The sequence below is a fragment of the Alteromonas gracilis genome, assembly GCF_043642145.1.
In the GTDB taxonomy this organism is placed as follows: domain Bacteria; phylum Pseudomonadota; class Gammaproteobacteria; order Enterobacterales; family Alteromonadaceae; genus Alteromonas; species Alteromonas gracilis_B.
The window spans coordinates 80,422-93,554 of the sequence record NZ_JBHZRZ010000007.1 but is presented as its reverse complement, the minus strand read 5'-3'; the positions used below and the strand labels follow the sequence as shown (position 1 = coordinate 93,554).

Here is a 13,133-nt window from a genome sequence, read left to right as displayed (position 1 = left end):
GGTTTACTGGTAAGACCAGATCAAGTTACGAGATTTCCCATGTCGAGCATTACAAAGCCAAGCAATGCAAAAACTAACATTAGCGTTAAGGATATAACGATTAATTGTGTTGATAGCACGCCACTTGCTGCTTCACTCTATTCGCCTTCAAAGCCCGCAAAAGGGGCAATTATGGTGGGTCCTGCAACGGGAATTAAACGTCAATTTTATGCCGCCTTCGCCACCTATTTGTGTGAACAAGGGTTTGGCGTTATCACTTTCGATAACCGTGGTATTGGCGGCTCGGTCAACGGTAGCGTAAAGCAAAGCGACGCATCACTGGTAACGTGGGGTGAACAAGATATGCCTGCGGCGTTGGAGTCTTTGAAAATTCACTTCCCCAACGTTCCTTATTTTTTAGTTGGCCACAGTGCTGGGGGCCAGTTGCTAGGCTTGATGTATAACGTTCACGACTTAACGGCCTTTTGTAATTTTGGAAGTTCATCAGGCAGCTTAAGAAATATGCGAATGGGCTACTTGCTTAAAGCCCACTTCTTTATGAATTTTTATATTCCTGTAAGCAATTTATTGTTTGGCCACACAAAATCTCAGTGGGTAGGAATGGGAGAGCCATTGCCTAAAAAGGTCGCGCGTCAGTGGCAAAAGTGGTGCAACGGAAAAGGCTACGTGAAGACAGGGTTTGGCAGCGACGTTAACCAACACCACTACGACAATATTCAAATACCTTCTAAGTGGCTATTAGCCAAAGACGACGATATCGCTAACATCCATAATGTTCACGACATGATAAGCGTTTTTCCAAACATGGAAGCGGAAGTAGAGGAACTTCACCCAAGCGATTATAAAGTAGGAGAAATAGGCCATATGAAGTTTTTCTCTCGAAAATGCCAACACCTATGGCCCAAAGTAAGTAAATACTTTGATCAGTATTTGCCATCTAACTGATAAATCATTCCTGTATCTGCTGAGATATCGCCTTGGCAATGCGCTGTAAAGTCGTTTGATAGGGCCGCAAGGCCCTTTCTTTTTTGCACCTTAAGCCATTTACTACTCCACGCAATCGCCTCAAAAACAAAAGTTGAACTTAGCTTTTGGTACTCTGCTGCACCCATTGTTTTCATGCGTGACTGAATATGAGCGGGTGCAAAAAAGAATTCGTCGTCGTTTGAAGTGGACTTATTCCCTTTGTTCACATTCGTCTCTTGCCAATGCGTTAACCCTACGTTGATATAGCGTGAAACATTACTTTCTAAGCATGCAGTTAAATGGGCTTTTAGTTTTGCATTGCCCGACATATCAACAATGACCGTTGTCTTTTGTTCAAGCTTATCTATATCGTCGTAACTTATCACTTCGCTGTATACGTCTAACGAACGCACCGTTTCTACTCGGTGTTTAGAGGTTACGCCTATCACATTAAGGTCATCGCGTTTCATCGCAAACGCTAACCCTAAGCTAGTTTTACTGGAAGCACTTAACACCAACACCTGCTCTCGCTGTGCGTTAGGAATAGCACTCACCACCTCCCACAAACAAAATGACGTTGCATAAAGTGGCCACAGTAGCATTTGCATATTTTCTTTCGTATGAGTGCGCGCTAAAGCGTCATCGTCTTCAATCTCGCCAGCAGACGTTAATGGGCGATAGATATTGTACCCTTGGGGTAATTTCAACCGATGAGCACTGCAATCAATCAGCGTGTTATGGTTTATCGACACACTTTGCATGTGTAAATGTGTGGCGGTAGGGAAATATCCGAAGTAGCGACTACCTACAGCTACCTTATTGTTGTTTGAGTGCACCACTTTCCCTACCCCCCAAACAGGAATAATGCCCCAATTCTCATTTTTTTCGGTATTTGTTGTAGGAAAAAACTGCCAATAACCCAATGTATCGCCCACCATATAGTAGGTCAGGTTATTGGCAGTAAACGCGAACCTTTCAACTTTAAAGACCACTCCTTGTTCTAATTCATTAACAGTTTGTGCTGACACAATTCGAGAGCGTGCCAGTTCTGTTTTATCAACTTGAAACTGTTCCATTACTTATCCTTCTAATTTTTACAGTTGCCCAGCTGCTTTAAGACCGTGAATGTACGTCATAAGCTTTTGCATTGCGGGAGCCCCAGCACTTTTTAGTCGGCCAAGTACCTGCATCTTTTCCCTGTCATCTTTGTCAACGCCATGCACTATTCGAGAAAAACCATCTAATCGACAATGATAAATCCACGCTTTAAGCGCCTGATCTTCGCCCCATATCTGCATGTTTCGCAGCATGGCCGCCGTCATAGGTAACCAGTCAATATCGCGATTCGGCAGTGGTACAACTTGAGTAAGTAATTGTTTTTGCTTTTCATCTGAGTAAGCGGCTTCTACATGAGCGATAAGCGCCGCACTAAAAACTGGCTGGTAGGCGCGTACCGTTTGCGGCGTAATAACATCGCCTTCGAAAACAGGTTTCATTTCTAAGTTAGTAAGCGCAGACGCAGAGCAATCGATAACAAGCGCGTTATCTGGCATGTCCCACGTGGCATTTTCAAAGTGAAGCTTGTCTTTGCTGATGTGCGAAACACGACCGTGCCTTATGACGCTCCTGAGTGATTGCAGTGCTTTTAGCTCTATTTCGCTCACCGTTGCACCATGGAACATACAGGGCCTAACCGTTTTATCAAGGCGCAGCAGCACCCCGCTTTCCTCTAGCTTATCAAACATATCTTCAATAGAAGTAGATGCCGCTATCGCCTCCACTTGATTGGCTTGTGCACCAATGGCGTCAAAAAAGAAAGATGTGAGAGGCTGGGTGTTCTTTCGATTAAGTAACCATGCATCTCTTGATACAACCCAATGTATATTGTTTGGCGAGACATGGTTTTGTAATAACCACAGACAAGTATCTATACCTGTTTTGCCGCCCCCTATAACCACGTAGTTGCTATGCTTTGCAATATGCTGAACAACGGTATTAACCGGTGCAAACGCGACATCGTCATCACGGGTAAAACTAGGCGTATGGGTAAGTGGAATATTGGTATTTAAATAAGTGGCATCTACAATTTTTTTGTTTACCGTAACGTCGTACTGAGTGCCATTAAGCGCAGACACAAATTGTTTATTGCCTTTATATTCACACATTGGAAAATATTGAACGCGACCGCTAGGCAAAAACGTTTCATTCATAACCGCATCAAAATACGCGCTGACTTCTTGTCCTGAAGCCAGCCCCATTAACCCTTCATTCATACCACACTTATCTATCACACCGCGATTAAGTTCTTTAGAGCACACGCCATAAAACGCGGAAGGTTGATGCAAGGTAACGAAGGGATACGCATAATTCCAGTGCCCTCCTGGCTTTGCATTTTTATCAATAATCAGAATGTTAGCGTTTGTCTCGTGAAGTAGTACGTCGGCAAAGGCCATGCCTACCGCACCAGCTCCCACTATTAAATAATCGCAGGTTAATTGCTCAGTTTTCATATATAGTGTTCCTTGTGTGGAACCTGCGGGCAGGCAGGTTGAGTGTTAACCAAGAAATATAACAACGTTATAAAGCACTCTACATAACGCTGTTATATTGCGCAACATGTAAATGACGTGTTAATGAAAAAAGATACGAGACAGAAGATCTTAGATGCAGCTTCAACGTTGTTTCTTAAAGGCGGGACCAATGCCCTGAGCGTACGAGCAATTGCTGAAGGCGCCGGTATGTCTACCATTGGTATTTATAGCCACTTCAAAGGAAAGCAGGGTATTTTAGATGCGCTGTATATTGAGGGTTTTGAGCTTGTTGAACGTGAAATGTTGGCTGCAAACGGAAACACCGCGGCGGAAAAAGTGATTAATGGCTGCGAGCGAATACTCACCTTTTCTGAGACTCATGCGGCACACTATCATTTAATTTTTGCGTCGAATTTAAAAGACTACACCCCCTCTGACGAAGCCATTGAAGCTGGCGAAAAGGCGTTTATAACGTTAACGAAGCTCACCGCGGCACTGATAAAAAAAGAGCTTTCCGTAGAAGAAAAACAAGATGTGGCCATGCAAGTATGGGCGCTCAATCACGGTTATATCACGCTAAACCAGCATGAAATCAGCAACCGCATTACCTGGCACAACTGGAAAGAGCGAGCACTTCAAGCTATCCGCCTTCACGTTTATGCGCTCGTCGCCACACATTAAAAATTGGGGTCAGAGTACTTTTTTATTAATTAACTCTGACCCCATTTACTACTATTTGCTCGCTATCGGCTAAATCGTATTGCACAAACACCGCTACTTAGATGCCCACCAACGTTTGGCTTAACGAAGGCAAAATGAAGTAATTAACAATAGAGTTCGTATTACTTTTTTGCAATCTAGGTCTATCGCATGATTTCTCACGTACTAAAGTTTTACCAAAGGGCTTACTTAACGTTAGCATGACGAAGCTGCTTATCTACATTACAGGATTGCTGATGCTATGCATTATTGCAGTAGCGTTTTGGAATTCTATTGCGTTTTTAATGCAGGTTGAAGATAGAAATAGCGAGCTTACGTTTATGGGAAGTACTGGTTGGGAGTGGCACGACAAATCACAACGACTTCAAATTAAACATGTTGCAACTCAGTTACCTGCATTAAGAAAAGTTTCAAAAGAGGGTACCTACGCTTCCCTTATCACTATCACTGAGAACGGCAGTTATCGCGGTTTTGTTTTCTTCAACCAAGACTGTGAAGAAGGCACAATTGTTTCAGAGCAAGTGGCTTACGACAATTCGGGTCAAACCAAACTTGAAGTCCTTCACTGTCTGCACGGAAAATTGGTTTACATAAAAACTTGGCCAACAGCACCAACTGAAATATGGCAAGGCCGTGTGGGTGACTTTCAGTTTAGAGAGCCCCTAAACGAATGGGACTTCAAGCCCCTCCAAAAAGCCTACCTTAAAAGTGTGGCAGAGCTCATTTAAATATTGGGGTCAGAGTACTTTTTTGATTCTGGGACAGAGTTATTTTCTGCCCCGCGTCCTCTTGCAATTTGCTTAAGTTATACCAACACAGATAGTGCAATTGATATAACTAATCTACTCTGACCCCAGTTTTAAATAGCATCGCAAATATTGGGGTCAGGGTACTTTTTTTAATCTGCCGTCAGAGTAATTTAAAGCCTTCGCGTTCGCTTGTATTTCGCTTCAGCTATGCCGATACAGACATGACATTTGAGGCATTTAATTAACTCTGACCCCAATTTTTATTTTGCGGCTAATGCATCGTCTATGTCTTTAGCGCTATGACGGTTTTCTAGCTGCCCTTCTTCGCCCCACGTTTTATTTACTATGCGGCCGCGCTTAACGCCCTTTCGCTGCTCTAGTTGCTTAGCCCAACGCGCTACATTCGTGTATTCATGTACTTGAAGAAATGTGGCTGCATCATACAAATTACCCAGCACTAAATTGCCATACCAAGGCCATATAGCCATATCAGCAATACTGTACTCACTGCCCACCATAAATTCATTGTTCGCTAAGTGCTTATCAAGTACGTCTAGCTGGCGTTTTGTTTCCATAGTGAAACGATTGATAGGGTATTCCATTGGGTATGGCGCATAGCTGTAGAAATGCCCAAAACCGCCGCCAAGAAAAGGCGCAGATCCCACTTGCCAAAATAGCCAGTTAAAACATTCCACTTTGGCTTGTGCATCTTGAGGAATGAATTTACAAAATTTTTCAGCCAGGTAAACCAAAATAGAGCCCGATTCAAACAGCTTAGTCTCAGGAGAGGTTGTAGTATCCACCATTGCAGGAATTTTGCTGTTGGGGTTCACATCAACAAACCCTGACGAAAACTGATCACCTTCACCAATATCAATTAACCAAGCGTCGTATTCCGCTTCGCTAACTCCTGCCGACAAAAGCTCTTCTAGCATAATTGTGACTTTCTGGCCGTTAGGTGTCGCCAATGAATAAAGCTGCAAACCGTGCTCGCCTGTTTGTCGTGCCTTCTTATGGGTAGAACCAGACACGGGGCGGTTTATGCTCGCCCACTTGTTACCATCATCCTTGGGCACAGTCCAAATCTCAGGTGGCGTGTAGTTGTTTTCTGTCGACATAGCAATTCCTTTGAGTTGTTTGTAAAAATGGTTTTGGTGGTTAAACCTTGTGGTAATAAAGAACTACTTTTAAAGATTTATAGCTCACTGATGTCGACAAATACACGGTGATTTACGTTTATTGACATAAAAAAGCCGCGCTCAATACAACATCAAGCACGGCTAAAGAATAAAAGGCGAGCAGTCCATTGCCCGCAAACTGGTGCTATTCGAGGGCAATCGCTACTGATAAGCAAGTGACCTCAATAGAGTGAAACAATACAGTTGCTAAGGCACTGTTATTTAATGTCGTAGTAAGCATCGATGAGCTCAGACTCATCTAAATAGGTAAACATCTCGCTGTTATCATCAATAGACGTATCGATGCCTGACTGAGAGGAAGTTTTTGCAGAAGAAGCAGGCTGTGCGTCCGCGTTAATCTTTGCACTCTCACAGGCAGAAAGTGTGGTTAGAGCTGCCATGATTAACGATGTAGAAAATGAACGCCTTATAATGCGGGCGTAGAAAGAATGTCGGCTATTTTTCATTTTGGTCATCAATAACACCTCTCGCTCCTTTTTGTATCTAAGTAGAGGTATATCAACCACTGTGCCAACTAATAAAAACCATTAAGTAACAATTAGTTATATAAATAAGCGAAGTTGAAAAGGAAAATTTTGTGAAGAAATGTTGCGCATAGGTAACACCTTTCTACCTTAGGGAAAATTCGGCCACCAATACGAGTAAAATGCGTGCAATAAACGATCAAAATTTCTATTCAATGAAGAGCGCCTTGAATAAAAGCGGTTCTTACAGGTACAAAAAAGCAGGCTTGGCCTGCTTTTTTTGAGTCTTCTGTGGGTTTAAATACTAACCCGTTTATAAGGGCGGTATTCCGCTTTCCAGAAGTTACGCTCAATGCTGGCGCGCAATGCGTCGTCAGACATTTCAAGAGCAAGCCCCTGCTCCATGGCAACTTTACCCACTTCATAAGCTATCTCACGACTGATTTGCGCAATAGCAGCAAGTGGCGGCAATAGCGAACCTTGGCCTGTGTTGACTAATGGCGACGCTGCCGCCAATGCATTACTTGCAGCCATAAGCATTTCGTCACTAATAAGCTTAGCCTTTGACGCAACAACACCCAAACCAATACCAGGGAAGATGTATGAGTTGTTGCATTGCGCAATAGGGAAAACTTTACCGTTATATTCTACAGGCTTAAAAGGGCTACCCGTCGCAATGATAACTTCTCCATCGGTCCATTCAATAACCTGCTCTGGACGTGCTTCAACTTGGCGTGAAGGGTTACTTAATGGAAAGATGATTGGCAGTGCACAACCCTGCTTCATAGCGCGGATGACTTGTTCTGTAAACAAGCCAGGCTGACCTGAAACACCAATAAGAACATCTGGCTGTGCACAGTGCATTACGTCAAGTAATGACGCGTAATCACCACTAAACGTCCAGTCAGCTAAATCCGCCGTTTTCTGCTGCAGTTTCTGCTGAAAATCGCGTAGTCCTTCCATTCCCTCGCTAACCAAACCGAAGCGGTCAATCATAAAGACTTGTTTGCGTGCCTGCTCGTCAGTAAGACCTTCAAAAACCATCTGTTGGATAAGCATTTCAGCAATACCACAACCTGCTGAACCAGCCCCCACGAATACCACTTTCATATCACGAAGTTTTTGCTGCTTGGTCTTACATGCAGCAAGGATGGTTCCTAACGTAACTGCCGCAGTTCCTTGAATATCGTCATTGAAACAACACACTTCATTGCGGTAACGGTTGAGCAATGGCATAGCATTTGGCTGAGCGAAGTCTTCAAACTGAATCATGACATCGGGCCAGCGACGCTTAACCGCATTGATGAACATATCCACGAATTCGTCGTATTCTTCCTGACCGATACGAGGGTGACGAGCACCCATATACATTGGGTCATTTAATAGCTTTTCGTTATTCGTGCCAACATCAAGCATTACAGGCAAAGTGTAAGCCGGGCTTATGCCACCACACGCGGTGTACAATGAAAGCTTACCAATAGGAATGCCCATACCACCTATGCCTTGGTCACCTAAACCTAGAATTCGCTCACCGTCAGTTACAACAATAACTTTTACTTTGCGTTTGGTCGCGTTACGCACGATATCATCCAGTTGATGACGCTCTTCATACGAAACAAACAAACCGCGCGAACTACGATAAATGTCAGAAAATTGCTCACATGCATCGCCAACGGTAGGCGTGTAAATGATAGGCATCATTTCATCGATATGTTTCTGAATAAGACGGTAAAATAAGGTTTCGTTATTGTCTTGAATAGCGCGTAGATAGATGTGCTTATTGAGCGCTTCATCGAAGCTACTGTATTGCATGTAAGCGCGCTCGACCTGCTCTTCAATTGTCTCGTACCTAGGAGGAACCAAACCTGTTAAGTTAAATGCAGCACGCTCACGTGCAGTAAAGGCACTGCCTTTGTTCAGTAGGGGAGTTTCCAGCAATGAAGGGCCGGAATGAGGAATATAAAGATATCGCTGTGAATCTTCTGACATTGGTTTTCCGATATTGTGTTCAGGCAAATAGTTCACCTAAGCCTAAAGCGGCGCGCCGTGTTAACGCGCCTTTTTGTAATTAGAATATTTCTTCTGGCTCTGGTGCAGTAGTTGTATCCTGCGTGGCTGGATCTAACACTTCGTCATCGCGAACATAAGTTGTTGGTTCGGTGCCTTGCAGGAAATATTCGAATAGTGTCGTATGGTCTGTTCGTCTGGTCAACTTTCCACTGGTACGATCAATGCGAACACGCACTATATTCTCTGGTACGGGCATAGGCGTATGCGGTTTACTTTCTAGCGCATATTGCATAAATCTTATCCATGCTGGCTGTGCCGCTTTCGCTCCATCTTCTATGCCAATCATGGCATTTCCTAACCAATTAAACTTTTCAGGGTTTTTATTAATGAGGTTTTGGTTGCGTGTTGCGCGCCCCAACTGCCTCCCCATGTTATCGAACCCTACCCATGTTGTAGCCACCAAATCTTTGTTAAAGCCACTAAACCAAGTGTCTCTCGAGTCGTTCGTTGTACCTGTTTTACCTGCAATATCGGTACGTTGAAGAATGTTGCGAGCGCGCCATCCCGTTCCCAGCCAATAGGTCTTTTTATTCCAATTACCGTTGGCGCGCACTGCTGTACGCATCATTTCAGCAACCAAGAAGGCATTTTGCGCGGTAATAACCTGAGGCGCTATCACCTTTTCAATGCTCTCTTGGTCGTCGGTATTACCAAGTAAGATATCCTGATTAAGTTCTGCGGCTAGCAGCGCCTCAATATCGGTCTCTTCATCTTCTGGCAGAATTTCTGGCTCGCTTTGACTCTCACAGCGATTGCATGCCCAAACAGGGTTCGCTTTCCAAAGCTCTTCACCGTTCTCGTCAAGAACCTTGCTAATGAAGTGAGGGTTCACTAAGTAACCACCATTGGCAATAACAGACATACCTCTCACCACTTCTAGCGGAGTATGCGAACTTGAGCCTAACGACACCGTTTCATCAAGAGGAATATCGTCGCGATTAAAGCCGAAGCGCGTTAAATAATCGGCCGTTTCTCGTAAACCAACCCCACGTAGAAGTCGAACAGACACCACGTTTTTAGACTTGCCAAGCGCCTTTCGCATTCTAATTGGGCCGTCGTATTCAGCCGGCGAGTTTTGTGGTCGCCACGCCACACCTGTTGCGGCATTCCATTGATTGATAGGCGCGTCATTGATAATAGACGCAAGCGTATAGCCACTATCAAGTGCTGCTGAATAAACGAATGGCTTAATATTCGAGCCCACCTGACGCTTAGCCTGCGTAGCTCTATTAAACTGACTTTGATAAAAACTGTAGCCACCGACAACCGCTTCAACCGCGCCATTTTTTGGGTTAAGCGCAATAAAGGCACCGCTTACTTCTGGAATTTGAGAAATACGCCACTGCCCTTCTTGCTGCCTGATATAAACTACAGCGCCTTCTTGAGTGACATCTGAAGCGGTTTTAGGATCACTGCCCTGTCTAAAATCAGTAATGTACTGTCGAGCCCAATCAAGCCCATCCCACTCAACAGTTCTGGCTTTACCATCTACAGAAAACACTTCTATCGACTGCTCGTGAACCTTGGTTACAACAGATGGAAGCAGCGGTTTAATATGAGGGACTTCTTCCAGCACTTGCATAAGTGAGTCGTTATCCCACGCCTCTCTCGTTGTTTTATCACTTATGTCAAAACTCAATGGCAGCTGAGGAATGGCGTCATCTTTACTTTCTGGTGTTGGGATATTCCACAGGTAACCTAACGCGCCTTTGTAACCATGACGCTCATCATAGTCGTGAAGGTTTTGGACCACGGCGCGCTGTGCCGCTAACTGCAGATCAGAAGTTGCGGTGGCAAATACTTGGTATCCGCCCGTTTCCGCTTCTTCTTTTCCATAAATTTCTACCATCTCGTTGTAAATGGTATCTGCGAGATAAGGGGCGTCTACTTCAATTTCTGCACCGTGTTTCTTGGCAGAAACCGGCGCATTGGCTGCTTCATCGAATTGCGCTTTTGTAATGTAATCCTCGTCTAGCATACGAAGAAGCACCACGCGACGACGTTCAATTGAACGCTGCGGCCCACTAATGGGGTTTAATACCGAAGGCGCTTTAGGCAAGCCCGCAATTGTTGCTATCTGCGCCAGGTTGAGTTCGTTTAATGGTTTCCCGTAGTAAACCTGAGCGGCTGCACCAAAACCAAAAGCGCGATGCCCCAGCTCAATTTTATTCAAATATAGCACTAGAATTTCCTGCTTAGAAAGTTCTTGCTCCATGTGTAGCGCAATGAAGATTTCTTTTACTTTCCTGATGTAAGTTTTTTCGCGGGTAAGGAAGAACCCTCGCGCTAGCTGCATAGTTAGTGTACTCGCGCCCTGACGTTTTTCGCCGGTTAGTACTAAACTTACTGCTGCACGCATAATACCGATGGGATCAATTCCGCGGTGTTCGTAGAAGCGACTGTCTTCTGTTGCGAGTATGGCGTTTATTAATTCTTGAGGGACTTCCTCAAGTTTTACTGGTATCCGCCGTTTAACTCCATACTGTGAAATAAGTTTTCCGTCTTTGGTGTATATCTGCATCGGTGTTTGCAGACGTACATCCTTAAGTACAGTAACACTTGGTAGGTCAGGTTTGATATAAAAGTAAATACCTACCAGTGCTGCAAAACCAAGAAGACCTGATAGAAAAGTAAATAAAATAAGAGGTTTGATGTACTTCACTGTAACGGATACCAAGACATTTTGTTGAAATGACGTATATTTTATACGTATGTGTTATCTGTAGAACCATACGCATAACACTATTAGCGTAACATTGTACTTTAGAGCAACTACCTTTGAAACTGGACACTTGCAAATGAAATCGCTGTTCCAAAAAAAGCTGCCGCCCATTGTGGGCTTAGATATAGGCACGCGTCAAATAAAAGCGGTGTGGCTAGAACAATCGAAAGACGGGTTCGTCCTTCAAGGGTATGCCTGCGAGCCTATTAGTAAAATTGCTTTTTCAGAGCGCGACATCAAAGACTATGAGCCGGTGAGCATTGCTCTAAAGAAAATTCGCAAATCATTAAAAACAAAATTAAAACACGCGAATGTGGCAGTGGCTGGCACGTCTGTCATTAGTAAAGTTGTTTACATGGACCCTGAACAAAGCGACTACGATTTAGAAAATCAAATTGAAATAGAGGCAGACAGCTTAATCCCCTATCCGCTAGAAGAAGTCTATTTGGATTTTGAAGAGATGGGTCCAAGTCCAACGCACACGGGCAAAGTAAATGTGCTTCTTACTGCGGCTCACAAAGACTTGGTAGACAGTCGACTGCTGCTGGCAAGAGAAGCCAACTTCGAGCCTAAAATTGTTGATATGGAAAACTATGCGATTGGCAATGCATTAGACTTTTTCCATACGCCTCGTACTGAAAATGTTCCCCTTTGCTGCGTTAATGTAGGTGCGTCTTTGCTTCAAATTTGCGTAGTGAAAAACGGCAATGTGATTTACACCAAAGAACACGCATTTGGACTTAATCAGCTAATTAACGATATTAGCGCAATTCATATGGTTGAGCGTGAAACAGCCGAGCGACAGCTTTTAGACGGCACGCTTTCAGGAAACTGGGTTGAAGATACACTTCCTATATTTGCCGCCAGCCTTCAACAAAATATTAACCGAGCGCTTCAAATGTATATGAGCACGCTTCACGCCGAGCGCCCGACAAAAATACTGCTTAGCGGCGGCGGAGCGACGATTGAACCGCTAGTAGACATTTTGAAACAAGATTTGGGTTTAGAGGTGAACTGCTTTAATCCATTTAACACCATGGCAGTAAACCCCAAGCTGGATGTTGAAAGACTGAACAAAATTGCCCCGCAGTTAGCGATTGCTGCCGGTTTAGCGAGTCGGAGTTTTACGCCATGGCACATGTAAACTTACTGCCTTGGCGTGAAAAGCAGCGCCAACACCAAAAACAACAATATCTTGCTGGACTTCTTGCGGTTGCAGCTATTGTTGGCCTTATTTTTTGGTTTATCGGTCAAGCTATCGACCAGCAAATAGATAATCAAAATACTCGTAACCAGTATCTGGAGCGCGAAATTGCCGTGCTAGATGCGCAAATAGCAGAGATTAAGAAGGTTAAAGACAGTAAAAATGCTATTGAGCAACGGATGGCGCTTATTGAGCAACTTCAAGCTAGCCGCAATGTGGCACCGATAGTGTTTGACGAATTAGCGAAGCTCGTGCCGCCAGGCGTGGCGTTCGAGTCGATGACACGAAGCAATAACCGCATTGAAATAGAAGGCATAAGCGATTCAAATAACCGTCTCTCTGATTTTATGCGCGCATTAGATAACTCTAAGGTATTTGTTGCCGCCGAAATTTCCACCATTAAATCGGATAGCAGCGCCGCAAGAGCAATTAGCAACTTTACGCTGACGTTTTCCATCAACCCAAATGTTGCTCCTTTAGAAATTGAAAGTAGCGAGGCGCAGTAATA

Annotated in this window: 11 protein-coding genes; 5 read left to right on the top strand and 6 right to left on the bottom strand. The window is 44.1% G+C overall.

Annotated elements, in window-relative coordinates:
- Positions 1-39: 39 nt before the first annotated feature.
- Positions 40-945 carry an alpha/beta hydrolase family protein gene (locus ACHUFN_RS14035; protein WP_394223054.1) on the top strand — a complete coding sequence of 302 codons (906 nt, stop codon included), beginning with the start codon at positions 40-42 and terminating at the stop codon, positions 943-945.
- Here ACHUFN_RS14035 and ACHUFN_RS14030 read toward each other — a convergent pair.
- Both ACHUFN_RS14030 and ACHUFN_RS14025 read right to left on the bottom strand, forming a co-directional pair.
- Positions 924-2,042 (bottom strand): DUF2855 family protein, encoded by a 1,119-nt coding sequence (locus ACHUFN_RS14030; RefSeq protein ID WP_394223053.1) that lies wholly within the window; start codon positions 2,040-2,042, stop codon positions 924-926. The two genes, ACHUFN_RS14035 and ACHUFN_RS14030, sit on opposite strands and share 22 nt — an antisense overlap.
- Before the next feature lie 18 nt (positions 2,043-2,060).
- The gene (locus ACHUFN_RS14025) at positions 2,061-3,476 is read right to left on the bottom strand and encodes an NAD(P)-binding protein (protein ID WP_394223052.1); all 1,416 of its coding nucleotides are present in this window, start codon (positions 3,474-3,476) and stop codon (positions 2,061-2,063) included.
- A gap of 123 nt (positions 3,477-3,599) precedes the next feature.
- On the opposite strand from ACHUFN_RS14025, the gene ACHUFN_RS14020 reads away from it, so the two are divergent.
- Positions 3,600-4,178 (top strand): TetR/AcrR family transcriptional regulator, encoded by a 579-nt coding sequence (locus tag ACHUFN_RS14020; RefSeq protein WP_394223051.1) that lies wholly within the window; start codon positions 3,600-3,602, stop codon positions 4,176-4,178.
- Between the two features lie 275 nt (positions 4,179-4,453).
- Positions 4,454-4,945, top strand: coding sequence for a hypothetical protein (locus ACHUFN_RS14015; RefSeq protein ID WP_394223050.1), 492 nt, complete (start codon positions 4,454-4,456; stop codon positions 4,943-4,945).
- Positions 4,946-5,226: 281 nt separating this feature from the next.
- Here the strand turns inward: ACHUFN_RS14015 and yghU are convergent, their stop codons facing one another.
- The 4 genes from yghU to ACHUFN_RS13995 form a co-directional block, all read right to left on the bottom strand.
- The gene (gene yghU, locus ACHUFN_RS14010) at positions 5,227-6,084 is read right to left on the bottom strand and encodes a glutathione-dependent disulfide-bond oxidoreductase (protein WP_394223049.1); all 858 of its coding nucleotides are present in this window, start codon (positions 6,082-6,084) and stop codon (positions 5,227-5,229) included.
- Between the two features lie 278 nt (positions 6,085-6,362).
- The gene (locus ACHUFN_RS14005) at positions 6,363-6,620 is read right to left on the bottom strand and encodes a hypothetical protein (RefSeq protein WP_394223047.1); all 258 of its coding nucleotides are present in this window, start codon (positions 6,618-6,620) and stop codon (positions 6,363-6,365) included.
- A gap of 306 nt (positions 6,621-6,926) precedes the next feature.
- A complete protein-coding gene (locus ACHUFN_RS14000) occupies positions 6,927-8,618 on the bottom strand; it encodes an NAD-dependent malic enzyme (protein ID WP_394223046.1) in 1,692 nt (563 codons plus the stop codon).
- Positions 8,619-8,697: 79 nt separating this feature from the next.
- A complete protein-coding gene (locus ACHUFN_RS13995) occupies positions 8,698-11,361 on the bottom strand; it encodes a penicillin-binding protein 1A (protein ID WP_394223045.1) in 2,664 nt (887 codons plus the stop codon).
- A 136-nt stretch (positions 11,362-11,497) separates the two neighbouring features.
- Here ACHUFN_RS13995 and pilM point away from each other — a divergent pair, with 136 nt between their 5' ends.
- Positions 11,498-12,565: a type IV pilus assembly protein PilM gene (pilM, locus tag ACHUFN_RS13990; RefSeq protein ID WP_394223044.1), complete on the top strand. Its 1,068-nt coding sequence runs from the start codon at positions 11,498-11,500 to the stop codon at positions 12,563-12,565.
- A complete protein-coding gene (locus ACHUFN_RS13985; protein WP_394223043.1) occupies positions 12,553-13,131 on the top strand; it encodes a PilN domain-containing protein in 579 nt (192 codons plus the stop codon). Before pilM ends, ACHUFN_RS13985 begins: the two co-directional genes overlap by 13 nt.
- The last annotated feature ends 2 nt before the right edge of the window (positions 13,132-13,133 follow it).